The organism is Staphylococcus sp. LKG4-2 (assembly GCF_050955665.1).
Classification (GTDB): domain Bacteria; phylum Bacillota; class Bacilli; order Staphylococcales; family Staphylococcaceae; genus Staphylococcus; species Staphylococcus saprophyticus.
In genome coordinates this window covers 1,528,082-1,554,829 of the sequence record NZ_CP194532.1, presented here as the reverse complement: position 1 = coordinate 1,554,829, position 26,748 = coordinate 1,528,082, and the positions used below count along the sequence as shown (strand labels likewise).

Sequence of the window (26,748 nt, the reverse complement as noted above, 5' to 3'; positions counted from 1 at the left end):
GCGTCAGTCCCTCGTTGATGTATTTACATTTCTTAATTTAAACGTATTAAGGATTTGTGATAATTGATAAAACAACGCTTTATCATGTAATTGTAAACTTAAATCAATATTATCTTGTAAATGAGAAATAATAGAAGTCTCACTTTGCTTCGATAAAGGAATGCTGTATATATCTTGCATATATACAGCATAATAAGGTGAATTGAGTAATTGTGTTAACAATAAATTATCTAATTTATAATCTCTTTTTTGCGTGTCGCTAAAATATACTTTTATATCAAAAGACAAAGCATCATTTGCTATAAATTCAAAGATTTCATTGCTATTGATTAATTGTTGATTGTCTAGTGTAAATCTTATTGCAGGCTCTACCGTATTTTCTGTAGCTATTTCTAGTGTGTTATGATTTGGAATACGTGCATCTACAAAGTGTATTTGTTGCAATAAATTCGGTGATGACTTGATTAAATTCAATACCCATACACTAATTCTAGATTTAAACTGATAATGAAATAGAAGGTATTCAATAAAAGCTGCTTTAGATTGTTGTAGGGTATAAGTCATTCGAACCCACCTTTCCTAATTTAGAAAGATTGTAATCTTTCAGCTTCGTCGTGCCAAGTTTCATTACTAGGCTCTAATTCTAATAATTGGTCTAAAATCATTTTGGCTTGTTTAATTTGGCCAATTTCAATCAAATAATAATAGTAATCACTTAAAAATGCTGATTGTGTTTGTAACGTCGTATACGCTAATTCGAAAAAGTGTTGCGCTTCTTTATCTCGTTCTTCTTGGCCAAGTGCATAGGCAAGATGCCACATAAAGACAGGATCCAAGTCTTCTTCGTCAACATATTGTAGTAATCCTATGAGTGATTCGTAATCTTCTTCTTGTCTATATAAATCACTTAATATTAGTAAAGGTTCTTGGTATGCATTATCTACTTCTAATGCTTGAATAAGCAATTGGACACCTTCATTTGCATCGCCATGCTCTATTTGAATTGTTCCTGTAGAGACCATTAATTCTTTATAAAATTGTGTTAAGCGCAAACCTTCTTTACCAATTTCAATTGCATCTGCATGGTTGTGTTCATTTTCATATAATTGTTGTAAATAAAAATAAGCTTGTAAGAAATCAGGATCTTTAGATAATAAAGTCTGTACTAAATTAATTGCCTCTTGCGTAAGATCATTTTTTTCATAAGCAATTGCTTTTTTAAAATAGTCTTCAGAGTCCATCTCGTCTTCACTAATTTCATCAAACATTTTGATAGCATCGCTATAATTCCCACTTTGCAAACTACAGTCAGCTAGACGTGAAAATAAATTCACGCCATTTACTTCATATTCGCCTGTTTCAAGGACAGTTTCGTATTCAGACGTAGCTCTTAAATACTGTCCGTCATAGTATAATAATTCTGCTAATGCATAATGAATAATTGGATCATTTGGTTCAATGTCAATTGCTTCATCAAGTTTACTAATTGCAACTTCAAGCATATTTAATTGTTGATATAAATCAGCTTCTAACATTAATCTTTCAGTGGACATTTCCACTTCACTTAAATACTCTAAGGCTTCATCAGTATGGTTCTCAGACATTAACCCTTCGATGAAATAGATTAATAGTTCACTTTCATCAGGATATTTGTGGTAAAGCGTACGGAACACTTCTAAGCCCTGAGGCATTAAACCATAATTATATAACGTTTCACCAAGAATAAATAATGCATCGTCTTTAGGGGAACTTAATGCATCATTTACCCGTGTATCTAGGTTATCTAATTTTTGTAAGTTGATATCGTCTATGAGTTTGTAGATATCTTCCATACTATTATCCCTCTTTTTCTAATTGTTTTAACTTTGGTAAGAAACCTGGGAAAGAAACATTGACAGCATCAAATTGCTCGATTGGTAGTGCTTCATTTGATAACAATGACGCGATGGCTAACATCATTCCAATACGATGATCAGTGAAACTGTTAACTGTCGCCGTTTGTTCAAATGCAGATGGGTGGATGATTAAACCATCATTCGTTGGTTGCAATGTAAACCCTAACAAATTAAGCATATTTGCGGTCGTATCAATGCGGTTTGTTTCTTTAACTTTAAGTTCTTCCGCTTCTTTTACAATACTTGTACCATTCGCTTGCGTACAAAGTAAGGCTACAATTGGAATCTCATCAATCGCTCTAGGTACAAGGTCACCATCAATATGAATAGGTTTCATATTAGGTGAATATTGCACGCGAATTGATGCTGTTGGTTCTGGATTATCTGTTTGATTAAACAATGTGATATTCCCTTCCATTTGTGTCACGATATCTATGATACCTGAACGTGTAGGGTTAATGCCAACATTGTGAATTGTAATATCACTGCCCGGCGTAATCAAGCCAGCAACAATAAAGTATGCTGCGGACGATATGTCACCTGGTACGTGAAAATCAGCAGGTTTAATATGTTCGATACCAAGACTTGGCATTTCAATAATGTCATTATTTACAGCAATAGGTATATTGAAATGTTCAAACATCGTTTCTGTATGATTTCGTGTTGTATCAAATTCTTTAATTTTCGTTGGTTCATTAGCAAAAAGACTTGCAAAAAGAATTGCACTTTTAACTTGTGCGCTGGCTACTTCCATTTCATAAGTAATACCGCTGATAGAAGCAGGTTTAATAATCAGTGGCGTATAATTATCATTAATTCCAGTAATATTTGCATTCATGTATCTTAATGGTTTCATAATTCTATCCATTGGGCGTTTACCAATAGATTCGTCCCCAGATAAGACTGTTTCTATGCCGAGTCCGCATAATAATCCGGCGACTAAACGCGTCGTTGTACCAGAATTCCCAGTATATAACACTTGGTGTGGTGTTTTGAAATACTTATAGCCAGGTGAATCAATTTCGATTTTATCTTCATTGACTTCAATTTGAACGCCTAGAAGTTTAAATATTTCGACTGTACGAAGACAATCTTCACCTAGAAGCGGCTTATAAATGGTTGATTTTCCAGTTGCAAGCGAACCTAACATAATCGCTCTATGTGTCATTGATTTATCGCCAGGTACTTCGATTTCCCCAACAAGTGGTCCGTTAATTTTTACTAATTTACTATTTGACAATTTTTAGGCACCTACTTTTCAAAATGTGTTGTGAATATTTCAAAAGCTTGTGAAAGTGTGGCTTTATCTACGTGTTTGACTTGAGGATCCCCAATAGCATTTAAAAGCACCATTTGCACACCTTGTTGATCATTTTTTTTATCTTTTAACATTAATCCATACAATGAATTAAATTCAAATGATTGGATGACTTCTAACGGATAGTTTAGTGATTTTAAATACTGAATATAATGTGAAATATCATAATGTGTATTTAATATGATATTAGAAACTATAAATTGATAAATTATACCTATCATGACGGCGTGACCATGTGGGATTTTAAATTGATACTCAACAGCATGTCCAAAAGTATGCCCCAAATTTAGATATTTACGTACATTAGATTCTTTTTCATCTTGAACAATAATATTTAGCTTTGTTTCTATACCTTTATATAGAAAATATTCAATATCCTTTAACGAAGCAAGTGCTTGTTCATTTGGATACTGTGCTTCAATATTATTTACAGACGTTATATCGTTTAGTAAGGCATGTTTATAAACTTCTGCATAACCACTTAATATCTCAGTGTAAGGTAATGTTTCTAAAAAATTCAGGTCATAAATAACAGCTTTAGGTCTATAAAAAGCGCCTATTAGATTTTTACCATGTTTAGAATTAATCCCTACCTTGCCACCCACACTTGAATCATGTGCCAAAATAGTTGTTGGAACTTGAATGAAATCAACACCTCTTAATAAAGTCGCAGCAAGAAAACCTGTGAAATCACCAGTAGCACCACCACCGATCGCAATGAGACATGTATCACGCGTTAATTGTTTAGCTAATAATGATTCGATGGTCTTTTCATAAAATGATAAGGTTTTTGTCGTTTCTCCTGAAGGAATGATCAATTTATGCGCATTATTTTCAGAAGTGATAAAATCTAACAATTCGTGCCAATCATGGTTTACATGTTCATCGACAACAAGTACGACATCTTCATAGTCTTTGATAAACTGATGTAAATGGTCTATTGCTTGGTGTTCTACAATGATAGGATAATTATTAGATTTATAAGTTGTTTCTAGTTTCATGTAATCACCTCAATAATCTGTTAATTTTTTAGTTACATTTTAGTATTCTATATTTAATAAACGACGTTCTTTGATTTGTGATTGAAGCTGTTCAATATGATTACATTGAAATTCTTCGAGCAATGCTTTTGCTAATTCAAATGCGACTACGTTTTCAACAACAACACTGGCTGCAGGTACAGCACAACTATCAGAACGCTCAATAGATGCTTTAAATGATTCTTTAGTATTAATATCTACTGAATTTAATGGTTTGTATAGTGTCGGAATAGGTTTCATTACACCATTAACAACGATTGGCATTCCATTAGACATGCCGCCTTCAAAGCCGCCTAAATGGTTTGAGCCTCTATAATACCCATTTGTTGTATCGTATAATATCTCATCTTGAATTTCACTTCCAGGTTTTTCAGCTGCTTTAAACCCTTCACCAAAACTAACGCCTTTAAACGCATTGATGCTTACAACACCCTGTGCAATTCGACCGTCTAGTTTACGATCATAATGTACATAGCTACCAATTCCAACCGGTACACCTTCAATGATTGTTTGTACAACGCCACCGATTGTATCACCAGCTTTTTTAGCAGCATCGATTTTATCTCGCATCGTTTGCGCGATTTCATCATTAACGACACGCACATCATTTTTATCGATATTTGATTTGATTGTATCTAAGTCATATTCTAAATCATCTTTAACTCCACCAATTTCTACTACTCTACTATAAAAGTTAATATCTAATTGTTTTAAAAGTATTTTTGAAACGGCACCTACAGCAACACGTGCTGCTGTTTCACGTGCAGATGAGCGTTCTAATACATTTCTTAAATCTCTGTGATTGTATTTCATCCCACCGATTAAATCTGCATGACCAGGACGAGGTTTAGTGATAACACGTTTCATATTATCTTGATCTTCCTCGCTAATTGGGTCTGCGCCCATTATTTTTTTCCAATGTGTGAAGTCATCATTTGTAACAATCAGTGTAATTGGGCTTCCAAGTGTATAACCATTTCTCACACCTGAAACAATCTCAACAGCATCTTTTTCAATTTGCATACGGCGACCACGCCCATATCCACCTTGTCTTTTAAACATTTCTTCATTTATATCAGCTACATTAATTTCTAAATTAGCTGGCACGCCTTCAATAATCACCGTTAGTTGAGGTCCATGTGACTCACCAGAAGTTAAATATCTCATACTTTGCCCACTCCGTTCTTTAGTACTTTAAATTAATATATGTTCTATATCTTATCATATTCAATAGTTCAAATTAATAGGAAAATTAATAATTGCTGAATATTCATAAAAATGACTTCTAATATTATTATTTTACAAGTGTAACACTTGAGTTATTTAAATTATATTAAATCCTGTACTTGATTACTATAGTCATGTAAAACGAGTGGAAAATTTGTTTTGTACATATAAAAAACTGATTAGATACAATGATCTAATCAGTTTAATTATTGGTATTTACAATTTTTAATGATTATTCGTATAACCAAGATTCTCTAGACTCTGAGTACTCACTTAACTCATCAGCCTTAAACCAAAGATTAATCTCTTTATTTGCTGACTCAACTGAATCTGAGCCATGTATAATATTTCTTCCTACTGTTAAACCAAGGTCTCCTCTAATTGTACCTGGCGTAGCTTCTGATGGGTTTGTTTTACCTATAATATGACGAGCTACATGTACTGCATCTTCACCTTCAACAACCATCGCAAATACTGGTGCAGATGTTATAAAACTAATTAAATGTTTATAGAACGGTTTGTCAGTATGTTCAGCATAATGCTCTTCAGCTAGTGATTGTGGTACAGTCATAAATTTACCACCAACTAATTTGAGACCTTTCCTTTCAATGCGAGAAATAATTTCCCCTATCAAATTTCTTTGTACTGCATCTGGTTTAATCATTAAAAATGTTCTTTCCATTGTGTGTGCTGCCCCCTGTTTGTTATGTATCAGTGTACGATTAATAAATTAATGTACACAAATATGTATTAAAAATAAAAATATGTTTTGAATCACATTCATATATTAACAGGTTATTAAAGCGCCTTCAATGTTTTTCACATAAGTTACACATTTCTTTTACCAACTTTTTTAATTAACTTTTTAAATAATGATTTTGAATCTTCGTTATCTAATTCATCAATTAAATGTAAAGCCTTATTAAGATATTTGTCGCTTACAGCTTGAGATTGCGCAATGACATTAGAGTTTCTAATTTGATCAATTAGTTTAACGAATGTTTCATGATCCGTTTCTGAATTTAATTGCTGGATTTGTTGTTTAAATGTTTCATTTTTTCTCATTTCGAAAAGCACAGGCAAAGTTAAATGACCATTCATCAAGTCACTTCCAACTGGTTTGCCTAGTTTTTTCTCAGTACTAGTAAAATCTAATATATCATCTACAATTTGGAAACTCATACCTATATAGTGGCCAATCATTTTTAGATTATGTACAGTTTTTGCGTCAGCTCCAGAGGTGATTGCACCTACTTCTGTAGACAATTGAATGAGCAATGCTGTTTTACGATTAATTCGACGTAAGTAGTTTGTTATTGTCTGATGTCCATTGAATTGATCCTGAAACTGATATAGTTCTCCCATGCATACTTCTACAATGGCGCGAGAAATAACAGCGTGTACACGATTAGCTTCAATATTGGATATATGTTCAAGTCCACGAGCGAGTAAGAAATTACCAGTGAGTATGGCTGTGTTTTGATCCCATTTTTTTGAAATCGTCAAACTGCCTCTACGTTTGTCGCTTTTATCTATAACATCATCATGGACTAAAGTAGCCATGTGAATTAATTCAAGCGTAACTGCGACACGATAAACATCTTCATTCATTTCTTTGCCGAATTGGCTACTTAAAATTACAAAAGCTGGTCTAACGCGTTTACCACCAGAAGAAAATAAATGATGTGAAGCAGCCTCGAGTACTTTATCGTGACTTTTAATTGACTGTTCTAATCGTTTTTCTATTTTTTTAATTTCACTATTTATATTTAACTTTGACACGCTAATCACCTTTGGTTGATTCATTTTTATTTATAGCCAAGGTGCATTGCTGCAACGCCACCTGTAAAGCTACGGACTTTAACATTACTAAAACCTGCTTGATTAAATAGTCTTTTCAGTTTTTCTTTATCTGGAAAATTAAATGTTGATTGTTGTAACCATTCATATTCATCTTTAGATTTTGCAAAAATTTTACCAAAAATTGGCATCACAAATTTAAAATAAAGTTTGTAACATTGTTTAAATACTGGCGTTGTAGGTTGACTTGTTTCAAGACAAACAATCATACCACCTGGTTTAAGTACACGATTTAATTCTTTCAATGTTGCTAAATAATCAGGCACATTTCTTAAACCAAAACCGATTGTTACATAATCAAATTCGTTATCTTCAAATGGCAAATTCATTGCGTCACCATGAACAAGTTGAATATTATGCATATCTTTGGTCTTGCGTTTTCCAACTTCTAACATGTTTTCACTGAAATCTACACCGATGACCTCTCCAGTGTGACCTACAGCTTTACTTAAAGAGATTGTCCAATCTGCTGTTCCACAACAAACATCTAATGCTTTAGATCCAGACTTCACATTCATTTCTTTCATTACGCGCTTTCTCCATGTTTTATGTTGCTCGAAACTTATGATGTTATTCAGTCGATCGTATTTACCAGAAATATTTTGGAAAACATCATGTACTTGTTCTTTTTTTGCTTTATTATCTGCCATATTAATTACCTCTTTTTTGATGAATTTCAGTTTTTAGTTGGTCTAAAAATGATTCTAACGTTTCTTTAGAATAATTACTTAAATATGAAGGATGATTTTCACTTAAATTTGCTATTAATTTATCGTTGATAAAAGAAGTATCAGCATTTGGAATAAATCGTTTTATTGTAATTAGTGGAAATGTATTTTCTATTTTTAATATATATGCTCCAATAGCGTTAATATCTATTGCTTCGTGGTGAATAGAAGATTTCATTTCATTTACTTCTACAATGGCTGTACTAATTTCTTTTTGATAAGTTGGATCATTTAAATTTGCTAATAATGTATAAAAATGTGCACTTAACAAGTCACCTATTAAAATAGATTTTTTAGACGATAAAGTTGTAGAAACTTCGTCTAAGTGACGCATTGCTGTATCTATTGTGAGGCAAGCTAATTTAGCTTCTTGTGGTATATCATAAGAATCAAGAATTTGTGCCAACGTTTTATTTATATAGATTGATTCATAATGATTTACACCGCGAAGTCGCTGTGTAATTTGTGTTTCTAATATGTTTAATGTCGTTTCCATGTTCACACCTCACGTTATTATCCATATACATATTAACATTATATAGAGAAAAATAAAATCAACGAAAACCATAGTTAACAATAATCGTGCATTATATATAAAAAAAGCGTAAGAACTACTTATATCATTTTGCTAAAAAAGTTTCGTCTTCTCAATTTGGAAAGAATGGCTAGTGCTTGAAATGACTGATTTAAAGCTGTTTTAATCCAATCACCAGTTGTTCACATTATAATTCAGACTAAAACGAATGTGCTTGTCTTAGTCTGAACTGTGATTTATTTCATCGTATGTATTAATTTTAGTTTCATTGTATCTTAAATCATTGTGAATATATAGTTTGTAGTTAACACAAATGATATCATAAAGTTTTTGTTTATATTGATAAGTATTTAATTAAAAGATTAATAAAAAAAGAAAAAGCCCCTTAAAAAGGGCTTCACTTTTAGTAAAGAATTATTTTACTGCGTCTTTTAAAGCTTTACCAGCTTTGAATGCTGGAACTTTGCTTGCAGGGATATCAATTTCTTTACCAGTTTGAGGGTTACGGCCTTTACGAGCAGCGCGTTCGCGTACTTCAAAGTTACCGAATCCAATTAATTGTACTTTTTCACCTTTAGAAAGTGATGATTGAATTGATTCGAATACTGCATCTACAGCTAAACCAGCTTCTTTTTTAGTTAAATCAGCTTGCTCTGCTACAGCATTGATTAAATCTGTCTTGTTCATTATGAATTCACCTCCCCTAGGGTTTATAATGATACTTAATATCATTATGGTATGACTTTAACACAACGATTACTGCTACTGCAATGATTTATGCGCAAAAAACGTTGAAATAATAGGATTTTGATAGCAAATTGTTATATATTTTATGAAAAGTGTAATTATACTCTGTTATTCTGCTTTCTTTCCTCGTCCCATCAAATCTTTAACGCTTTCATCTACGGGTCTATTTTCGAATAATACTTTGTATAGAGCGGTTGTTATTGGCATATCAACATTGACTTCTTTTGATAAATGGTAAACTGATTTTGTAGTATATACACCTTCCACAACCATATTCATTTCATTTAAAGCAGTATCAAGTGATTTTCCTTCACCTAATTTATAGCCTAATGTATAGTTTCTGGAATGTGTTGAAGTACATGTCACAATTAAATCGCCAATACCACCTAAACCAAGAAAAGTAATAGGATTTGCACCTAATTTTTCGCCTAAACGACTAATTTCAGCCAAACCTCTAGTCATCAATGCCGCTTTAGCATTATCTCCGAAGCCCATTCCTGAAATTACACCGCTTGCAACAGCGATGATATTTTTTAGAGCGCCTCCGAGTTCAACACCTACGAGATCTTCATTTGTGTAAACACGTAAATAATCATTCATAAATAAATCTTGTGTTAGTTGTCGTACAGATTCTGATTTTGAAGAAGCTGCTACTGTTGTAGGTTGTTTAATGACTACCTCTTCGGCATGACTTGGTCCTGATAGTACGCCAATTCCTGCATTATGTTTAGGTGAAATAGAATCTTCTAACATTTCAGATACGCGTTTATAAGTATCATTTTCAATACCTTTAGCAACGTGTATAAACGTTTTCTTACTAGATAATAACGAATCAATTGTTTGAGCTACTTCTCTCATCGCTTTGGTAGGTAGTGCCATTAAATAAATATCAGCAAAAGCAACAGCGGTTTCAATATCAAGTGTTGCTTCAATATCTTCATTTAACTCAGCGGTTTTTAAATATTTACTATTAATGTGTTGTTCATTAATTTCATTTATTGTGGTTTCGTTTTTCCCCCACATCAATACTTGATGTCCATTTTCGGCTAAGACATTTGCTAATGCTGTACCGAAACTTCCAGTACCAAAAACGGTAACTTTAGACATGCTATCCCCTCCGATGATTAATTTCTCTTTCTTGCTATAATATGCACTGGTGTACCTTCAAATCCAAATGCAGCCCTGATTTGATTCTCTAAATAACGTTTATAAGAAAAATGCATCAATTCTACATCGTTGACAAAAACGATAAATGTTGGTGGTTCAATTGCAACTTGTGTAGCATAAAATACGTTTAAACGACGTCCTTTGTCTGTAGGTGTCGGGTTCATTGATATAGCATCAGTAACAACTTCATTAAGTGTAGAACTTTGAACACGTTTTTTATGATTCTCACTGGCTTCTTTAATATATGGGAATAACGTTCTAAGACGTTGTTTTTCTTTAGCTGAAACAAATGCTATTTCTGCATAGTCCAAGAATTGAAACTCTTTACGTACTTCATCCTTGAATTTTTTCATTGTATTTGTTTCCTTATCTACCGTGTCCCATTTATTAACTACGATAACGATGGCTTTTCCTTCTTCATGCGCATATCCTGCAACACGTTTGTCTTGTTCTATGATACCTTGTTCAGCATCTATGACAATAAGTATGACGTTCGATCTTTCTATTGCTTTTAGTGCACGTAAAACGGAGTATTTTTCAGTATTTTCATATACTTTACCCTTTTTACGCATGCCGGCAGTATCAATTAATACATAGTCTTGATCATCATAGCTATATTCAGTATCTACAGCATCACGTGTTGTGCCTGCTACATTGGAAACAATGACGCGGTCTTCACCTAAGATAGCATTCACTAAACTTGATTTGCCCACATTTGGACGCCCTATAATTGATAATCTAATTGTATCGTCATCATATGGATCAGGTTCTTCTTCTTTAAAATGTTTAACAACTGCATCTAATAAATCACCTAGACCAAGTCCATGTGAACCGGATATTGGGTATGGATCTCCAAAGCCAAGAGAATAAAAATCATAAATTTCATTTCTCATTTCTGGATTATCGACTTTATTAACGGCTAACACGACAGGTTTTTTTGATTTATATAACATTTGTGCAACCATTTCATCACTTTGAGTTAAGCCTTCTCTTACATTAACCATGAAAATGATAACATCAGCTTCATCAATTGCAACTTCTGCTTGAGCTCTTATTTGAGTTTGAAATGGTGCATCTCCAATTTCAATACCACCCGTGTCAATGATATTAAAATCGTGCGTTAACCATTCACCTGATGAATAAATTCTATCACGAGTCACTCCTGGCGTATCTTCTACAATCGATACACGCTCGCCTACGACTCTATTAAAAATTGTCGATTTACCAACGTTTGGCCTACCAACAATTGCTACTATAGGTTTAGTCATAACTAACTTCCTCTCTTTTTTAATCTCTATAATTCTATCATACGGGTTAGATAAATAAAAAGAAATATTAAAACAATATGACTGTTATAGTTATTACATTGTAATTTTATGGCAAAAAAAGAAATCTTGCCCTAGTTATCATTAGGACAAGATTTAAAATTGGCATCATACTTTGTATTAAAACTTAAAGTCTTTTAATTTATCACCGAATACATCACCCAATGTTGGATTATCTTCGTCATCAGAACCATTATCTAAATAGGATTGTGTTGTTTCACTATCACTTTCGATAACATTTTCATTTGGTAAGGTAGCTTTTATAGATAACGAAATACGCTCATTCTCTACATCTACACCAAGCACTTTGACACTTACGACTTGGCCAGGTTCTAACGCTTCACTTGGAGAACCAATATGTGAATGACTAATTTCAGAAATATGCACTAAACCTTGTACACCAGGTTTAATTTCTACAAATGCACCAAAGTTAGCTAATCTTACGACAGTGCCTTCGATTACATCGCCTTCGTTGAATTCACCTTTAATTGATTCAAATGGGCTAGGTAACGTATCTTTAATAGATAAAGAAATGCGTTCAGAATCTTTGTCTACAGATTTAATTTTCACATTTACCGTTTCACCAATTGAAACCACATCTTCAGGAGATTTTACATGTTCATGTGATAATTCAGAAACGTGAACAAGTCCATCAACGCCACCTATATCTACGAATGCACCAAAGTTTGTAAGTCGAGCGACTTTACCTTCTATAACGTCACCTTCATTAAGTGATTCCAATAATTCATCTTTTTTCTCTGCATTTTCCAATGCCTCTACTGCTTTACGACTAAGAATGACACGATTATTTGCAGGGTCTAATTCTTCTACTTTTAATTTAAGAACTTGACCTTCAAAATCAGAGAAATCTTCAATGAAATCTGTAGAAATTAATGAAGCCGGAACAAATCCTCTTTGACCAACATCAACCACTAAACCACCTTTAACAACTTCAGTGACTTTAGCTTCAATTGTTTGGTTATTGTCTAGTTGTTCTTGTAAAAATTCATATGATTTTTCAGTTTCAAGTTGACGTTTCGAAAGGATGTAAGCACCCGTTTCATTCTCTTCGTCATATTCTACTTTAGTAACATATGCACCAATTTCATCACCAACTTTGACAGCATCACTAAGATTATCAATATGATGTGTTGAAAGTTGACTTATTGGGATAATACCGTTAAATTTTGCACCATTAACAGCAACAATTACTTGCTTTTCTTCAATTTCTTGAACTTCGCCTGTAACTTTATCCCCTTCTTTAATGTCATTAATCATTGATTCGTTAAACTCTTCAGTCATCTTGTCTGCCTCCTTATTACACTACATATTTATAACATCTTATAATCTGACAAAATTGTCAAGAAATTCCACTTTAATTAAGGAATTCAAATATTAATTGTTAAAATGCTGTAAAATAGGGTCATTTAGCTAACTAAATTTTAAATAACTTTACCTATTTTTTACAATTTCACTTTATATGCAGCTCGTATTAGTATAAAAATTCATGTAAGTTTTATACCCGATAATTGTATTATATAACCTTTTTACACAATTTGGAAAGAAAGGGCTTTATATATCTAGCTATTATTTGAGATTAACTAATTTTATGAACAAGTGCTAATATTTCTTGTGTAACAATTTCTATGCTCTTTCCTGTTGTATCAACTGTAATCGCATCATCTGCTTTTTTCAAAGGTGATATGTCACGGTTCATATCATATTGATCTCGATCAGCAATTTCTTGCTTAAGTTGTTCAACATTGGAAACAATACCGCGTTCTTCATTATCTTTTTGTCTTCGAACTGCACGTTCTTCAACTGAAGCAATCATATATACTTTCAAATCTGCATCTGGTAATACAACGGTACCAATATCTCTTCCATCCATTACGATGCCTTTTTTAGCTGCTAATTCTTGTTGTTTGTTTACAGAAAATGTTCTAACCGCTTCTTTAGATGCAACATAAGAAACATGATTGGTTACATCGTTTTCTCTTAAATAGTCAGTGACATCTTGATTATCTAAAATAACTCTTTGACCTTTGTCTTTATCATAAGTTAAAGACAATTCAGTAGTTTCTATAAGTTGATCAAAATCTTCAGGTTTGTTTTGTTGTAAGTATTTGTAAGTTATTGCGCGGTACATTGCGCCTGTATCTACATAAATCATAGATAATTTAGCTGCTAATAATTTAGCGATGGTACTTTTTCCAGCCGCAGCAGGTCCATCTAGTGCGATATTTAATAATTTCATTTTTGTAACCCTTCCTTGTTGTTTTATGAATAATATTTTATCATAAATATGTATATTATAAATAGGAGGAATGCTAGCATGAAAAATGTTCTTGTTATACATACCGGTGGAACGATAAGCATGTCACAAGATGAAGCTAACAAAGTGGTGACAAATAAAGATAATCCTATATCTAATCATCAAGATGTGATTGCGCAATATGCAAATGTGACAGAAATAACACCGTTCAATGTACCTTCACCGCATATGAATATTGAATATGTGGAAAAGTTGAAAGAAATTATTGAGGAAGCAACTAAAAATGAATCTTATGATGGATTTGTTATTACTCACGGTACAGATACGCTAGAAGAAACAGCTTATTTACTGGATTTAACAACAGATATTTCAAAACCTATTACGATTACTGGTGCTATGCGTTCTTCAAATGAAATAGGTTCAGATGGTTTATATAATTTCATATCTGCGATTCGTGTTGCAACAAGTGACGAGTCTTCAGATATGGGTGTCATGGTAGTGTTTAATGATGAAATTCATACTGCGCGTAACGTTACGAAAACACATACATCAAATACAAATACTTTTCAAAGCCCTAATCATGGCCCACTAGGTGTTGTCACTAAAAATAGCGTTCAATTTCACCATAAACCATATGAGCATCTTATCTTAAATGAAATAGACCATACTTTAAATATTCCATTAGTTAAGGCATATATGGGAATGAATAGTGATGTGTTAACGTTTCATAGTGATAATAATGTTGATGGCATCATCATTGAAGCGCTTGGACAAGGTAATTTACCACCAACAAGTTTGGAAGGACTAGACAAATGTTTAGATAAAAACATACCTATAATTTTAGTATCTAGATCATTTAACGGTATTGTAGGACCAATTTATGCTTATGAAGGTGGCGGTGCAACCTTAACAGATAAAGGTGTTATTTTCTCAAATGGTTTAAATGGTCCTAAAGCTAGGTTAAAACTTCTAGTTGGATTAAGTAATGATTTAACATTTAAACAATTAAAACGATACTTTGAATCACAACTTTAAAATGATTAAGTATACTATTTGAATTATAAAAAGCTGAGACAATTTTTAGTTGTCTCAGCTTTTTATATCTTAGGAATTTAAGATTCTAAAGGTGTTTGTTTTTTTGATAAGATACTTTGTGTAATAATACCGCCATGGTATTTGCCATTTTCAATAAAAATTGTATTTGCATCATTACCAGCAGCTATGACACCAGCTATATAGCAATTTTCAACATTAGTTTCATATGTTTCTTTATTATATACAGGTGCAATACCATATTCATTTTGATTAATTTCAATGCCGATAGATTGTAAGAATTCGTAATCTGGGTGATAACCAATCATGGCAAACACATAGTCATTGGCTATCTCAAATGTTTGGCCACCCTGTTCATAGAAAACACTATCCTCAGTAATTTTAGTGACATTTGCATTAAATGCCATATCGATTTTTTCATGGCGTACAAGCGATTCGAAATTAGGAAGTATCCATGGTTTGATCGCTTTTGGATATTCATTGCCACGATAAATAACTGTGACATTTGCGCCTGCTTTTTCAAGTTCTAAAGCAGCATCGACTGCTGAGTTTTTACCGCCTATGATGACAACATTTTGATCGAAGTAAGGATGCGCCTCTTTAAAATAATGCATTACTTTTGAAAGTTCTGCACCTTCGACTTCAAGTTGATTGTGATGTCCATAGTATCCTGTTGCTACAGTGAGAAATCTACATTGATAAACATCTTTCGTAGTTGTAATTGTGAAACGGTTATTGATTTTTTTTACAGTGAGGACTTCTTCGAAAGCATTGATTCGTAACTGATGGTGTTTAACTACAGCTCTATAATAAACCAGTGCTTGATTTCTATGCGGCTTGCTTTCTTCAACTATAAAAGGTATGTCCCCAATACTTAATTTGTCACTAGAAGAAAAGAATGTTTGGTGTGTAGGATAATTATAAATCGCGTCTACAACATTACCTTTTTCAATAACTAATGTATCTATTCCTTTTTTCTTTTGCTCAATGGCAGCACTTAATCCACAAGGACCGCCACCTATTATGATACTTTCAACTGTTTGCATACTTTATTCGTCCTCCTTTTACCACCCATATATTATACCAATAGTTTTAAAAATTCCAAATGAAAGAATTTGAAAACTTTATAACAATTGAATTCATAAGGTTTATGCTTGAAAGAAAATTATATTATTTAATATTTAACTCGATAAATAAACATAGATAAACCCTACGCAAATATGTGCGCAGGGTTTATCTATAATTTGATAGCTACTCTATTTAATAGTTATCCATAAAAATTATCAGTAGTAAAGAAAATTATTGTGGTATCACAAGACGTTGACCATTATGAATATCGTTGCCTTGAATATTATTTGCTTCTCTGATTTTTTCTACATTTTCTGGAGTACCTTCACCATAGTATTGGATCGCAATTCTATATAAATTTTGTCCATTTACAACGTGAGTGCGTTGTCCAGAATTACTATTTGAAGATTGATTATTTTGTTGGTTGCTATCGTTTGATGCATTTTGTGACTGGTCTGATGAACCATTTTGATTTCTATTAGCTTGACCATTTTGTTGTGATTGATCGCTTTGTTGATCTTGATTGTTTTGACTATTTTGTTCATCTTGTGTGCCTTGGTTTTGATCGCTGTTAGCTTGATCTTGTGAATCGTTGTTACCTTGGTCAGAATCAGAATTGGCATTATCAGAGCTATCACTACTATCAGAATCTGTTGTAGCTTGATTATTGTCATCATCTTTAGCTTTGTCTTTATCTTTATCTGATTTACTGTCTTTATCAGAATCAGCATCTTTAGCTTTATCAGAATCTTTATCTTTGTTGTCAGCTACTTTTTTGTCATCGTCGCTGCCTTTATCATCGTTGTTACCTGTTAACGCCATACCACCAAAGATACCTATAGCGGCTAAGATTAAAATAGCTGCTATAATTGGGAGGAGTTTACCAAGTAAACCACCTTTTTTCTTGTTGTTATCTTCAGAATCATGGTTATTGTCACCATTATTACCATTTCCGCCGTTGCCGCCGTTACCATTACCACCATTGCCAGTACTTGATTTAGAATGTGAAGCAGCGGCAGCGCCAGTACCAGCAGCTGCTGCACCGCCTGCTACAGCAGCACCTTTTTTCTTAGAACCATGTTTTTCTTCGTTTTTAACGTCAGATTTGGATTCATTTTGTTCTGGTTCATTATCATTTTTATCTTTTTTGCCTTTATGCTTGCCAGCTGCATAAGCACCAGCTCCAGCAGCGGCAGCGCCACCTGCTACAGCAGCACCTTTTTTCTTAGAATCATGATTGTTTGTATTTTCATCTTGCGTTTCTGTCGAATCATTCGTTTGATTGGATTGTTCCCAATCTTGATTTTGTTGATGCGCTTTATCGTTATGGTCTTTAGAACTTGAAGCTGCATCGTTATGTTTACTAGCAGCATAAGCACCAACGCCTGCAGCACCACTACTGGCGATAGCAGCACCTTTTTTATTATTGCTATCTTTGTCAGATTGATCTTTTTCATTGTTTATATCATGACGATTTTCAGATTGCTGATTGTTTGATGATTCGTGAATCAAATTGTTATTTTGTGAAGGATCATTAGATTCTTTGTCTGCATTTGAATCTCTTGAAGAATTGTCTTCGTGTTGTAAACCATTATCACGATCACCAACTTCATTATTTTCGTTGTGATGTTCTTGGTTAGACTGCTCATCTTCTCTTTGATTTGTTGCTGTGTCTCTTCGACGTTGTCTGCGTTGAGCATTTCTAGGAGGAAATTGTTCATCTGATTTATCAGACACTTCCTCTTTTATATTGTCAACTGAATCGTTAACCGAGTCTTGAGTATTTTCTTGGTGTTCTTTTGGATCAATGGATTGACGATTTTTTTCAAAATCATCTTTAAAATTGTTGTTAGACAAATTCATCATCCTTCCTTTTTTTATTTAAGTATATACTGTTTTACCCTAAAAGATTGTAAATATGTATGACTTTTTGAAGAAAAATTACTATTAAACAAGTGTATACACCGTATTATAGCTTGATTGAAAATATGAAGTAAAGTAATTGTCTATTATTTAAATAAATTTTGTATTTTTTCATTAAAATCCATTTTTCTTTTAACTTTTTTTCTATTTAATATATTTATTGCATTAATTTCAGAATCATTATCACAGCACTGATTTGGTTTTTCGCTCAATTGTTCATTAAAAAATTCTATCATATAAGCACGTCGACATTGATCAAGATGCTTATAGCCTAACATGCGCATATATCCTAAATGTTTACGTTTGTATGAAATCTCGAATATATTACGTAATTGTTGATATGTATAATAGCTATAAAGTATTTGTAGAACTTCTGATTTTTCAGGAGGCAAAAATTGACCGAGTTCGAATATTTCAACATCCTCCATCGTTATCATATCGGTAAATAATAGTGTTTCTAATAAAAAACGATCATCTGGTTGATAAAGACTAATGGCTTGACTTTGTCCCCCGTCACGACCAGCACGACCTATTTCTTGCATATAATTAGAAGGACTTGTAGATAAATGAAAATGGATAATTGTTCGGATGTCTTTTTTATTAATGCCCATACCAAATGCACTTGTAGCAACAATGATTGGGATTTCATTATTTAAAAATTGATGTTGTACCGTATGACGCTCTTGATAAGATAAGTCGCCATGATAAATACCAGTTAAAAAGCCATAGTTGTATATTTGTTGCGCTAATAATAGACACATTTTTTTAGATGATACATAGATAATTGTTGGACCAGCGTGTTCTAATGAAGGTAGTAACCATTTCAACTTCTCATCATCATCAGCAAAGTTTTTATGCGATAACGAAATATTATCTCTATTCATGGTTGTCTTTACGATATGAAAAGATTTATTTAATATTTGCTTTAAAGCAAATGTTAAATAGGATGGTGCTGTTGCTGTTAAAGCTAATACAGTAGCGTTATGAAAATGGTTGACGATTTTGCCAACTAAGGCGTAATGCGGTCGGAAATCATAACCCCATTCTGAGAGACAGTGTGCCTCATCTAATACGATGATTCCTAGATTTATATGTTTTATTAATTTAAAGTTATGAGGTTGTAGTAGAAATTCAGGACTTAAGAAAATAAAGCGACTTTTCGTCAATTGTTTAATGTTTTGAGCCCTTTCATGTTCATCCATTCCTGAGTGAATGCAAGCTACATGATGCTCACCATGTAGTTTAAGTTGCATGACTTGATCATCCATTAATGAGATTAATGGAGAGATGATTAGTGTTGGTTGTTGATTTATATATGTTGGCAATTGATAGCATAGGCTTTTGCCACTTCCAGTTGGTAAAATACCTAATGTATCTTTCTTTTCAAGTACATGCGTTATGATTTCTTTTTGTCCAGGTTTAAAAGTATCAAAACCAAAGTGTTTTTTTAACGCTTCATTAAGCATGCAAATCACCTCTTTCAATGCCAACAATGATTAATTTAATTTCAAAATAACTAAGATCTGGAAATATAGTTTTATAATTTCTTAAACGTTCACTACGGTTTGACAAGTAATGTGGAATAAATTGTTCATAAGTTTTATGTATTAAAAATGAAGGATAATCTGTTAAATAACCTTTGATAAATAATTCTAAGATATGATCTTGTATCGTATTTTGTTTAACATTTTGTTGAGCTGCTAATTTATCAAAATGCATGCCTTGTTTTATACCTTCATAAGTTAATGTTGTCTTATGTAATAAAGCAGGTAATATAATAAGTTGATTTAATAAAGGATATTGTGAATCATCTTCTATTTCATACATTAAAGTAACTAAATCTCTTATTTCCAATTCATATAAGTGTTCTTGAGATACAGATTCAATTAAACTTACTTGTTGTCTAGTGTACATGCTTTCTTCAAAACCTTGTAAATAGTAATGGAGATAAACATGATTGTTTTTTTCTGATAACGTATGAAATAAGTTTGTAAGTTCTTCGATGAATTGAGATTTTAAATCTTCATCTGTTATTTTTTTATATAGTTGTTTAACTTGTTTTTGCACAGTACGATGTTGTGTGATCGGTACAAATTCATAAATAGCATGGCCAGTATTGGAAAGTGTCTGAGTTAACAATTGAATTGCATTAAACGTGTTCACAAGACTGTCGTATGTGTGTCGAGGATGATTAATGATACTTTGATATTGCGCTGTTTCAATGTTAAAATTATTAGAATATCGCTCAAACGACGGATATTTTAAATTAGGTAAGCTATGATACAATGACAATAGTTGTTGACTACAGGCGTCAAAAAAGGTTTGATGAGACTTTTTCCCTGTGATAATATTAAATATACTTTTTTCGGTTTTGTAATTATGTGCATTTGTGTATGCAAAATGAATTATATTATACATAGACGCTCCCTCATCTTATAAATCGAAAACATTTGAAAAAACGATAAACTGTGATTACAATAATATTTGTGTAATTATTGTAGCATTTTTGTCAAAGGAGGCGAAGAAATTGGCTAAATATACAATTGTAGATATGGATACATGCATTGCATGTGGTGCTTGTGGTGCCGCTGCCCCTGATATTTATGACTATGATGACGAAGGTATTGCATATGTTATTCTAGATGATAATCAAGGTACTGCGGAAGTGCCAGAAGAACTATATGAAGATATGGAAGATGCATTAGATGGTTGTCCTACGGATTCAATTAAAATTGAAGAGGAATCATTTGATGGCGATGCATTAAAATTTGAATAATGCTATTATTGCAAAATAGTATTTATATACAACCATGTTAGTAACGTCATCACTGTGACATTTGCTAACTTTTTATTTTTTTAAAGCGATAGATAAAACGAGTCGTGATATTAATATATCATGGCTCGTTTTGTCTATCTTTCTTTTATTTAATTTTATTTAGGTAAGACATTTTTTAGTCTGTTGTATAACAAAATAAATATGATAGAGATGACAATACCTTTAATGATGTTAAAGGGAATCACACCAGATACGATGACGATTTTTACATTTTCAACAACGTCAGATAGATTCATAATCATGCCATACAGTGGGAGTAAAACGAAATAGTTCAGTATACTTAATACAATTGTCATAACTACTGTCGCAATACTTAGTCCAACAATTTGTGACTTAATTTTATCTTTATATTTCGTTACAAAATAAGCTGTTAATAAAAAGCTAGATGCTGCTAAAAAATTTGCAACTGGTCCAACTGGATCACCTATGTTAAATAAAAAGTTGAGTAAATTTTTTATGAATTCTACAATAAGACCTGCTACAGGCCCTAAAATAAATGTTGCTAATAATGCGGGAACATCACCAAAATCTAACGTTAAATAAGGTGGCAAAAATGGTATTGGAAATTTTATAAACATTAAAATGAAAGCCACCGCACTCAACATACTTATGGTAATGAGTCTTTTTGTTTGTTGATGCATATTTAATTGTCTCCTTCCATTCATCTTACATAGAATAGGAGGAATAAATTGCACAACAAATCATGTCCTCCATCTTCTCCCATCCAGACTTTACTGTCGGCTCTAGATTTTCACTAGATCAGCCATTTTATTATATATAATAAAATGGGTCGCAGGCTTTATTTACTGCCGGTTGGGAATTGCACCCTACCCCGAAGATGAATTTCTTAAATTTTATAAATTTATCATAGCTTATTAGTCAGATAAAAACAATAGAATTGCTTAAAATAACTCATTGCCGAGCCATTGTGTGTATTGCGCATGGGATAAAATGATTAAAAATTAAATTAAATTAAATTCAAGATACCAACGAAAATAATCCGCCACAAGCCATAGTAGTACCATGCTTGTGACGGATTTGTAATAGATTAGAATTATTAAAGATAAATTAGTTTGTTTTAGGTTTTGGTAGAGTGATGATAAATGTAGTCCCTTTACCAAGTGTACTTTTAACATCTATAGTACCACCATGCTCGTGTATAATCATGCGACATATGAACAACCCTAATCCTGTTCCTTGTTTACCTCTTTTACGAGCAGTGTCTACTTTATAGAATCTATCAAATACTTGTTGTAAATGTTCAGGTGCTATGCCTGATCCAGTGTCACTAATATAAAGGATGTTTTCAGTTTGCGTTTCTCCAAACTCAATCTTTATTTCGTCACCTGGTTCAGTATATCTTGAAGCATTGTCTATAAGATTGGTTAATACTTGTTCAATTCTATCAGAATCATAATACCACATCTGATTGTGAGTATTTGGACTTAAATTCATATTTAAACCTAAATCTTTAGCATGTTTTTGATACTTTTGTTGCACCTTATCAAGCAAATGATCAATGGGTTGAACAACTTTTTTTACAGTTAATCCTTCTGCGTCCATACGAGCAACATTTAATAACTCATTCACTAATCTGTTCAAGCGTTTTGTTTCATCTAACACAATTGATAGTGACTCATGAATTTCTGCAGGTTCGGTGACGATACCATCAACGATGGATTCTGTATACCCTTGCAGTAAAGATATAGGCGTGCGTAATTCATGTGATACATTTGCAATAAAGTCTTTTTTCATTTGGTCCATATTATGTTCATTAGTCATATCACGAATGATAGCTACAATACCACTGCGACCATCAGGTTGAATTTGTTCGATATAGCTTGTAATAATTACAAAATAGCGCGTGTTAATTTCATAAACTTCAAATTGCGTTTTTTTATTTTTAAATGTAAGTTCATTTTGTTCATCAAGTTTTTCTAAAGCAAAATCATCTAACATTTGCAATGTAGTATTAGCCATTTTGTTTGAAATGATAATTTCTTTTTTATCATTAAAACCTAATACGCCTTCTACCATTGAATTGATTAGACTATCGCGGATATTTTTAGATGAAGATAACGCGTCAATGTGTTGCTGTATTTCGGAACTCATTGTATTAAATGCGCGTGATAATTCCCCTATTTCATCTCGCGAATTGACTGGGACAACTTGCGCATAATCACCTTTAGATACTTTTAACGCTTGTGTTCTTAAATTTCTTAAAGGCTTTGTAATTCTAGAAGATAAGAAGAAGGCAAAGATAGTTGTTATCGCTAAAAAGATAATCGCAATAATTAAAATGATAACGGTAATGACATTGTTTGTGTCTTCAATCGTTTTTAGGTCTTGATAAATGAATACACCACTAAACTTATTTGTGTGATTATCCGCTGATGAAATGGCTTTTGTAGGATAACCGATTAATACATAAGTTCGTTGATTTCCATTCATATTTAAGGTGACATGTTCAGAAACTTGTTTACCATTATTAAATACTTGATTGTAATCATTGCTTTTTTTAATTTCTTTGACCATTTTGTTTTTCGTTTTATCTTTATCCTGTCTATCTATATGCTTATCATTCATTATGATAAGTCCAACTGGTCCTTCGATTAATTTTCTACTATGTTGAATTGCAGTTTCTCTATTATCTGCGCTTTCTAAAAGTTGACTAATTCGTTTTGCATCTTTTAATAATGAGTCTTCTGTTTCTTGCGTGAAATAAGATTGTATAAACGTTATAAGCGCTGCACTTAATAAAATTAAAACTGTAGTCACTATAAAAATAATAGTTAACCACAGTTTAATGACGACGCTATTGAGTTGATTCATTATTTGATTTGATTTCAAATTTATAACCAACACCCCATACAGTTTGTATCATATGTGCAGCGTCCTCTGATACACGATTTAATTTCTCTCTTAAACGTTTAACGTGAGTATCTACAGTTCGTAAGTCACCATAGAACTCATAATGCCATACTTCTTTTAGTAATTGTTCTCTATCAAATACTTTATTAGGTGTTTTTGCTAGGAAGATCAATAATTCATATTCTTTAGGTGTTAAATTCACTTGACTACCATCTGCCAACACTCTGTGTGCATCGTTATCAATCACTAAGTGATCAAATTCTATTAAATCACGTGCATGTGGTTCGCTTTGTTCGGCAGTTGCCACTTGTGTACGTCTTAATAATGCTTTAACACGTAGGACCACTTCTCTTGGAGAGAATGGTTTTACGATGTAGTCATCCGCACCAGATTCAAATCCTTCTACACGATTTGTTTCCTCACCTTTAGCAGTTAACATGATAATGGGTGTTTCCTTATGCTCTCTTAATTTAGACGCAACGGTAATGCCATCCATTTCAGGTAGCATCAAATCTAATAAAATGCAAGCATAGTCATGTTCCATTGCCATTCTATATGCTTCATTTCCATCATTTGCTTCATGTATTTCAAAAGATTCTCTTTCGAGATATAGTTTCAATAATCTTCTAATACGATCTTCATCGTCTACAATTAGTATTTCGTTTGACATACGTATATACCTCCCACACGACTAACTTTCTAATTCAACCATATTATATCATAGCTTTAAGGTTAAAAGTGGTTATGAAGAAAAAGTTTGTGAAAAAATTATCATAGTTGATAATTTAAATTCAGATTAATTACCGTGTTCTGCAATTTGGCGTATCATTTTAACTTCGTGTGGCGTAAGTACTCTACCTTCACCAGCATTTAAACCTTTCAAGTTTAATGGTCCAAATTCAATGCGTTGCAATTTGGTTACTTGATGTCCAAAATGTTCAAACATGCGACGCACTTGTCGATTACGTCCTTCAGTAATAGTGATTTCAACTAATGTTGTGTTTTTATCTTTATCTTGATTTTTCACTTTAATTATAGCAGGTTGAGTAACACCATCTTCTAGTTGGACACCTTGTTCAAGCGATTTCACTTCTTCACGCATGAGATAACCTTTTAATTTTACTACATATTTTTTCTTTATTTTATAACGTGGATGTGTCATAAGATTAGTGAATTCGCCGTCATTTGTCAGTAATAATAAACCAGATGTATCATAATCTAAACGGCCAACTGGATAAATTCTTGTTTTAATTTGTTTAAAGTAGTCAGTTACAACTTTACGCCCTCTGTCATCTGAAACACTGGTGATGACTTGTGCAGGTTTATAAAATAGTATATATAATTTGTCTTCTTGTTCTAATTTGATACCCTCTACTTCGATGCTATCAGAAGGTTTAACTTTAGTGCCTAATTCAGTTTCAACTGTGCCATTCACTTTTACTTTGCCTTCAGTAATTAAAGTTTCTGCTTTTCTACGTGAAGTATAGCCACTGTTGGCAATACGTTTTTGAAGTCTTTCTGTATCTTTATTCATGATTATCTCCTTTTTGATTAACTAAGTTACTAAAGAACGCTTCGATTTCTTCATCTTCTTCGTCTGTAGTAGGTAAATCGTCTAAATGTTCAATACCAAATACGTTTAAAAATAGTTCAGTGGTATAAAGTTGATGACTTCTAGAATCGGCTTGCTCTTTAGCTTCTACTAAACCGCGAGCGATTAATGTTTTAACAGCGCCGTCTGAATTAATACCTCTAATTAGTTCAATATCACTGCGTGATAAGGGCTGATTATATGCAATGATGGATAAAGATTCCATTGCAGCTTGTGATAATTTCATTTTTGATTTTTGTTCAATTAATTGTTCGATATAATCAGATGCTTCTTTCTTGGTAGTTAATACATAAGTATTACCGTAGTGTTGAATCGTTAAACCGGGTGAATCATACGCTTCAATTAATTCTGTTAATGTTGTTGGTTCAATTTCTAAAATTTCTAGTAGTTGCTGTTGATCCAAACCTTCGTCTCCGGCTGTGTATAGTAGTGCTTCTAATATGCCTTTATCTTGCAACGCCATAGTTTACTCCTCTTAAAATATTAATATCATCAAAACTTTTTGCTTGTTCAATATTTACTATACCGGATTTCGACATTTCAAGTATAGCTAAGAAATGTGTCACTACCATTTCTATCGGTTCTGTAAAATTAAATAAGCTAAAGAAGTTAAAGGACTCATGCTGCTTTAATTTATCAGTGACTTGTGAAGTTGCTTGTTGTATTGTGAATGTTTCTTTACGTATATCTACTGTTTTAGGTGTATGGAACTCAACTCTGTTTTTTACTTTTTGATAGGCAATGATTAATTCTGTTAAATCAATTGTATTATCTGGGCTCCATGTTTCATTGGATTCTAAATGGGATAAATCCGTTGGATGTTTAGAAAAATATAAAGCACGTTCGACTTTACGTTCATTTAAAAATTCAGTGTAGGCTTTATAATTTTGATATTCGATTAAACGATCCACCAATTCGTCTCGTGGATCATCATCTAAATCTTCCACTTCATTCGTTTGAGGTAGAAGCATTTTACTTTTTATCATCAATAATTCTGAAGCCATGACTAAGTATTCACTAGCAATATTAATTTCTAATTGATTCATCGTATGTATATATTGCATATACTGCTCAGTTAATGCTTTCATAGGAATATCATAAATATCAATTTCAATTTTTTGTATAAGATGCAATAATAAATCTAATGGTCCATTAAAGGCATCTAGTTTTACTTCGTACATTTTATCTACCTCATATCGCAAGTTAAGTGCGTAATTCACTAAAGTATTATAGCATGTTTAATGAAAACATTTAAATTTGGAGCGATT

At 32.6% G+C, this 26,748-nt stretch carries 26 protein-coding genes and 1 riboswitch; of the genes, 2 read left to right on the top strand and 24 right to left on the bottom strand.

Features of this window, described 5'->3' with window-relative positions:
* Positions 1-3: 3 nt before the first annotated feature.
* The 14 genes from ACM6UH_RS07715 to cmk form a co-directional block, all read right to left on the bottom strand.
* Positions 4-564 carry a YpiB family protein gene (locus ACM6UH_RS07715; RefSeq protein ID WP_011303072.1) on the bottom strand — a complete coding sequence of 187 codons (561 nt, stop codon included), beginning with the start codon at positions 562-564 and terminating at the stop codon, positions 4-6.
* A 20-nt stretch (positions 565-584) separates the two neighbouring features.
* A complete protein-coding gene (locus ACM6UH_RS07710) occupies positions 585-1,832 on the bottom strand; it encodes a tetratricopeptide repeat protein (RefSeq protein ID WP_011303071.1) in 1,248 nt (415 codons plus the stop codon).
* A gap of 4 nt (positions 1,833-1,836) precedes the next feature.
* Positions 1,837-3,135: a 3-phosphoshikimate 1-carboxyvinyltransferase gene (gene aroA / locus ACM6UH_RS07705; protein ID WP_047503848.1), complete on the bottom strand. Its 1,299-nt coding sequence runs from the start codon at positions 3,133-3,135 to the stop codon at positions 1,837-1,839.
* Between the two features lie 11 nt (positions 3,136-3,146).
* On the bottom strand, positions 3,147-4,214 hold the full coding sequence (gene aroB / locus ACM6UH_RS07700; protein ID WP_002483254.1) for a 3-dehydroquinate synthase: 1,068 nt from the start codon (positions 4,212-4,214) through the stop codon (positions 3,147-3,149).
* A gap of 39 nt (positions 4,215-4,253) precedes the next feature.
* The gene (gene aroC, locus ACM6UH_RS07695; protein WP_047503850.1) at positions 4,254-5,420 is read right to left on the bottom strand and encodes a chorismate synthase; all 1,167 of its coding nucleotides are present in this window, start codon (positions 5,418-5,420) and stop codon (positions 4,254-4,256) included.
* 292 nt (positions 5,421-5,712) lie between these two features.
* The gene (ndk, locus tag ACM6UH_RS07690) at positions 5,713-6,162 is read right to left on the bottom strand and encodes a nucleoside-diphosphate kinase (RefSeq protein WP_002483252.1); all 450 of its coding nucleotides are present in this window, start codon (positions 6,160-6,162) and stop codon (positions 5,713-5,715) included.
* Between the two features lie 146 nt (positions 6,163-6,308).
* Positions 6,309-7,262: a polyprenyl synthetase family protein gene (locus ACM6UH_RS07685; protein ID WP_172439365.1), complete on the bottom strand. Its 954-nt coding sequence runs from the start codon at positions 7,260-7,262 to the stop codon at positions 6,309-6,311.
* Between the two features lie 26 nt (positions 7,263-7,288).
* Positions 7,289-7,990 carry a demethylmenaquinone methyltransferase gene (locus ACM6UH_RS07680; RefSeq protein WP_011303067.1) on the bottom strand — a complete coding sequence of 234 codons (702 nt, stop codon included), beginning with the start codon at positions 7,988-7,990 and terminating at the stop codon, positions 7,289-7,291.
* A 1-nt stretch (position 7,991) separates the two neighbouring features.
* On the bottom strand, positions 7,992-8,564 hold the full coding sequence (locus ACM6UH_RS07675; protein ID WP_047503856.1) for a heptaprenyl pyrophosphate synthase subunit A: 573 nt from the start codon (positions 8,562-8,564) through the stop codon (positions 7,992-7,994).
* 453 nt (positions 8,565-9,017) lie between these two features.
* A complete protein-coding gene (locus tag ACM6UH_RS07670; RefSeq protein ID WP_002483248.1) occupies positions 9,018-9,290 on the bottom strand; it encodes an HU family DNA-binding protein in 273 nt (90 codons plus the stop codon).
* 168 nt (positions 9,291-9,458) lie between these two features.
* Entirely contained in the window at positions 9,459-10,457 is a 999-nt protein-coding gene (locus ACM6UH_RS07665; RefSeq protein ID WP_011303066.1) for an NAD(P)H-dependent glycerol-3-phosphate dehydrogenase, read from the bottom strand.
* A 17-nt stretch (positions 10,458-10,474) separates the two neighbouring features.
* Positions 10,475-11,785: a ribosome biogenesis GTPase Der gene (gene der / locus ACM6UH_RS07660; RefSeq protein WP_002483246.1), complete on the bottom strand. Its 1,311-nt coding sequence runs from the start codon at positions 11,783-11,785 to the stop codon at positions 10,475-10,477.
* Between the two features lie 177 nt (positions 11,786-11,962).
* Positions 11,963-13,144: a 30S ribosomal protein S1 gene (gene rpsA, locus ACM6UH_RS07655; RefSeq protein ID WP_433911948.1), complete on the bottom strand. Its 1,182-nt coding sequence runs from the start codon at positions 13,142-13,144 to the stop codon at positions 11,963-11,965.
* A 295-nt stretch (positions 13,145-13,439) separates the two neighbouring features.
* Positions 13,440-14,099: a (d)CMP kinase gene (cmk, locus tag ACM6UH_RS07650; RefSeq protein WP_002483244.1), complete on the bottom strand. Its 660-nt coding sequence runs from the start codon at positions 14,097-14,099 to the stop codon at positions 13,440-13,442.
* A gap of 78 nt (positions 14,100-14,177) precedes the next feature.
* Here cmk and ACM6UH_RS07645 point away from each other — a divergent pair, with 78 nt between their 5' ends.
* The gene (locus ACM6UH_RS07645) at positions 14,178-15,152 is read left to right on the top strand and encodes an asparaginase (protein ID WP_048787380.1); all 975 of its coding nucleotides are present in this window, start codon (positions 14,178-14,180) and stop codon (positions 15,150-15,152) included.
* Positions 15,153-15,229: 77 nt separating this feature from the next.
* Here the strand turns inward: ACM6UH_RS07645 and ypdA are convergent, their stop codons facing one another.
* From ypdA to ACM6UH_RS07625, 4 genes are all read right to left on the bottom strand, one after another.
* The gene (gene ypdA, locus ACM6UH_RS07640; protein WP_047503866.1) at positions 15,230-16,216 is read right to left on the bottom strand and encodes a bacillithiol disulfide reductase YpdA; all 987 of its coding nucleotides are present in this window, start codon (positions 16,214-16,216) and stop codon (positions 15,230-15,232) included.
* A 253-nt stretch (positions 16,217-16,469) separates the two neighbouring features.
* On the bottom strand, positions 16,470-18,104 hold the full coding sequence (gene ebpS / locus ACM6UH_RS07635) for an elastin-binding protein EbpS (protein ID WP_063488967.1): 1,635 nt from the start codon (positions 18,102-18,104) through the stop codon (positions 16,470-16,472).
* A 143-nt stretch (positions 18,105-18,247) separates the two neighbouring features.
* Positions 18,248-19,627, bottom strand: a complete 1,380-nt coding sequence (locus tag ACM6UH_RS07630; protein ID WP_069803808.1) for a RecQ family ATP-dependent DNA helicase — start codon at positions 19,625-19,627, stop codon at positions 18,248-18,250.
* Positions 19,620-20,579, bottom strand: a complete 960-nt coding sequence (locus ACM6UH_RS07625) for a helix-turn-helix domain-containing protein (protein WP_047503872.1) — start codon at positions 20,577-20,579, stop codon at positions 19,620-19,622. Before ACM6UH_RS07625 ends, ACM6UH_RS07630 begins: the two co-directional genes overlap by 8 nt.
* 109 nt (positions 20,580-20,688) lie before the next feature.
* On the opposite strand from ACM6UH_RS07625, the gene ACM6UH_RS07620 reads away from it, so the two are divergent.
* A complete protein-coding gene (locus ACM6UH_RS07620; protein ID WP_002483238.1) occupies positions 20,689-20,937 on the top strand; it encodes a ferredoxin in 249 nt (82 codons plus the stop codon).
* 155 nt (positions 20,938-21,092) lie between these two features.
* Here the strand turns inward: ACM6UH_RS07620 and ACM6UH_RS07615 are convergent, their stop codons facing one another.
* The 6 genes from ACM6UH_RS07615 to ACM6UH_RS07590 form a co-directional block, all read right to left on the bottom strand.
* On the bottom strand, positions 21,093-21,638 hold the full coding sequence (locus ACM6UH_RS07615; RefSeq protein ID WP_037538408.1) for an ECF transporter S component: 546 nt from the start codon (positions 21,636-21,638) through the stop codon (positions 21,093-21,095).
* 67 nt (positions 21,639-21,705) lie between these two features.
* A riboswitch (FMN riboswitch) is annotated at positions 21,706-21,841 on the bottom strand.
* Positions 21,842-22,065: 224 nt separating this feature from the next.
* Complete coding sequence (locus ACM6UH_RS07610; protein ID WP_047504293.1) at positions 22,066-23,829, bottom strand: ATP-binding protein; 1,764 nt, start codon at positions 23,827-23,829, stop codon at positions 22,066-22,068.
* The gene (locus ACM6UH_RS07605) at positions 23,813-24,538 is read right to left on the bottom strand and encodes a response regulator (protein WP_011303060.1); all 726 of its coding nucleotides are present in this window, start codon (positions 24,536-24,538) and stop codon (positions 23,813-23,815) included. Before ACM6UH_RS07605 ends, ACM6UH_RS07610 begins: the two co-directional genes overlap by 17 nt.
* Positions 24,539-24,664: 126 nt before the next feature.
* Positions 24,665-25,402 (bottom strand): pseudouridine synthase, encoded by a 738-nt coding sequence (locus ACM6UH_RS07600; RefSeq protein WP_002483234.1) that lies wholly within the window; start codon positions 25,400-25,402, stop codon positions 24,665-24,667.
* Positions 25,395-25,943: an SMC-Scp complex subunit ScpB gene (gene scpB / locus ACM6UH_RS07595; protein WP_047503875.1), complete on the bottom strand. Its 549-nt coding sequence runs from the start codon at positions 25,941-25,943 to the stop codon at positions 25,395-25,397. The genes ACM6UH_RS07600 and scpB overlap by 8 nt, the downstream gene beginning before the upstream one ends.
* Positions 25,927-26,661 carry a segregation and condensation protein A gene (locus tag ACM6UH_RS07590; RefSeq protein WP_011303059.1) on the bottom strand — a complete coding sequence of 245 codons (735 nt, stop codon included), beginning with the start codon at positions 26,659-26,661 and terminating at the stop codon, positions 25,927-25,929. Before ACM6UH_RS07590 ends, scpB begins: the two co-directional genes overlap by 17 nt.
* Between the last annotated feature and the right edge of the window lie 87 nt (positions 26,662-26,748).

Bases quoted from the DNA above. Each gene is read 5' to 3' on its own strand.
- ACM6UH_RS07600 (WP_002483234.1), bottom strand. From the start codon at position 25,402: ATGAATAAAGATACAGAAAGACTTCAAAAACGTATTGCCAACAGTGGC.
- ACM6UH_RS07625 (WP_047503872.1), bottom strand. From the start codon at position 20,579: ATGTATAATATAATTCATTTTGCATACACAAATGCACATAATTACAAA.
- ACM6UH_RS07715 (WP_011303072.1), bottom strand. From the start codon at position 564: ATGACTTATACCCTACAACAATCTAAAGCAGCTTTTATTGAATACCTT.
- ACM6UH_RS07590 (WP_011303059.1), bottom strand. From the start codon at position 26,661: ATGTACGAAGTAAAACTAGATGCCTTTAATGGACCATTAGATTTATTA.
- der (WP_002483246.1), bottom strand. From the start codon at position 11,785: ATGACTAAACCTATAGTAGCAATTGTTGGTAGGCCAAACGTTGGTAAA.
- ACM6UH_RS07675 (WP_047503856.1), bottom strand. From the start codon at position 8,564: ATGGAAACGACATTAAACATATTAGAAACACAAATTACACAGCGACTT.
- ACM6UH_RS07670 (WP_002483248.1), bottom strand. From the start codon at position 9,290: ATGAACAAGACAGATTTAATCAATGCTGTAGCAGAGCAAGCTGATTTA.
- cmk (WP_002483244.1), bottom strand. From the start codon at position 14,099: ATGAAATTATTAAATATCGCACTAGATGGACCTGCTGCGGCTGGAAAA.
- rpsA (WP_433911948.1), bottom strand. From the start codon at position 13,144: ATGACTGAAGAGTTTAACGAATCAATGATTAATGACATTAAAGAAGGG.
- ebpS (WP_063488967.1), bottom strand. From the start codon at position 18,104: ATGATGAATTTGTCTAACAACAATTTTAAAGATGATTTTGAAAAAAAT.
- ACM6UH_RS07630 (WP_069803808.1), bottom strand. From the start codon at position 19,627: ATGCTTAATGAAGCGTTAAAAAAACACTTTGGTTTTGATACTTTTAAA.
- ACM6UH_RS07665 (WP_011303066.1), bottom strand. From the start codon at position 10,457: ATGTCTAAAGTTACCGTTTTTGGTACTGGAAGTTTCGGTACAGCATTA.
- aroC (WP_047503850.1), bottom strand. From the start codon at position 5,420: ATGAGATATTTAACTTCTGGTGAGTCACATGGACCTCAACTAACGGTG.
- ACM6UH_RS07615 (WP_037538408.1), bottom strand. From the start codon at position 21,638: ATGCATCAACAAACAAAAAGACTCATTACCATAAGTATGTTGAGTGCG.
- ACM6UH_RS07680 (WP_011303067.1), bottom strand. From the start codon at position 7,990: ATGGCAGATAATAAAGCAAAAAAAGAACAAGTACATGATGTTTTCCAA.
- ACM6UH_RS07605 (WP_011303060.1), bottom strand. From the start codon at position 24,538: ATGTCAAACGAAATACTAATTGTAGACGATGAAGATCGTATTAGAAGA.
- scpB (WP_047503875.1), bottom strand. From the start codon at position 25,943: ATGGCGTTGCAAGATAAAGGCATATTAGAAGCACTACTATACACAGCC.
- ACM6UH_RS07610 (WP_047504293.1), bottom strand. From the start codon at position 23,829: ATGAATCAACTCAATAGCGTCGTCATTAAACTGTGGTTAACTATTATT.
- ypdA (WP_047503866.1), bottom strand. From the start codon at position 16,216: ATGCAAACAGTTGAAAGTATCATAATAGGTGGCGGTCCTTGTGGATTA.
- aroB (WP_002483254.1), bottom strand. From the start codon at position 4,214: ATGAAACTAGAAACAACTTATAAATCTAATAATTATCCTATCATTGTA.
- ACM6UH_RS07710 (WP_011303071.1), bottom strand. From the start codon at position 1,832: ATGGAAGATATCTACAAACTCATAGACGATATCAACTTACAAAAATTA.
- ACM6UH_RS07645 (WP_048787380.1), top strand. From the start codon at position 14,178: ATGAAAAATGTTCTTGTTATACATACCGGTGGAACGATAAGCATGTCA.
- ndk (WP_002483252.1), bottom strand. From the start codon at position 6,162: ATGGAAAGAACATTTTTAATGATTAAACCAGATGCAGTACAAAGAAAT.